The organism is Myxococcus sp. CA051A, assembly GCF_013336705.1.
Taxonomy (GTDB): domain Bacteria; phylum Myxococcota; class Myxococcia; order Myxococcales; family Myxococcaceae; genus Myxococcus; species Myxococcus llanfairpwllgwyngyllgogerychwyrndrobwllllantysiliogogogochensis.
The window spans coordinates 1-380 of record NZ_JABUMS010000099.1; the positions used below are offsets into that span (position 1 = coordinate 1).

Here is a 380-nt window from a genome sequence, read left to right on the forward strand (position 1 = left end):
GTGATGCCCCGCGAGCGTGGGCAGGAGAACGATCCCCCCAAGCCTCTGACCTCGCTCAGCCCCCAAGAAGCGAACGGCCCAGCACACCCGAGCCTCAATCAAGCAAGGCCAGGCAAAGTCCCCGTCCGAGCCTTCTCCAGCCGCTCGGCGAAGCTGGCCGGCGGCGGCGCCACCGTTTTGCGGCCCTGGCCGAAGTTGTCGGCCGACAGGAACACGACACCGGTCTTGCCGCGCGCCACTTCACGGCCCGTGGCCTTGTCCTGCAGGCGGAAGACCAGGTCGAAGCCGTATTTGTTGAAGTCGTCCGGCACCATGTCCACGCGCAGGGTCTCGCCGTAGAAGGCCTCGGACTTGTACTGCGCCATCATGTCGCCCACCAC

Annotated in this window: 1 protein-coding gene; it reads right to left on the reverse strand. The window is 66.6% G+C overall.

Going from position 1 to position 380, the window contains the following annotated elements:
* Positions 1-98: 98 nt before the first annotated feature.
* A partial coding sequence (locus HUA74_RS45285) for a thioesterase family protein (RefSeq protein ID WP_305794713.1) occupies positions 99-380 on the reverse strand: 282 nt, incomplete at its 5' end.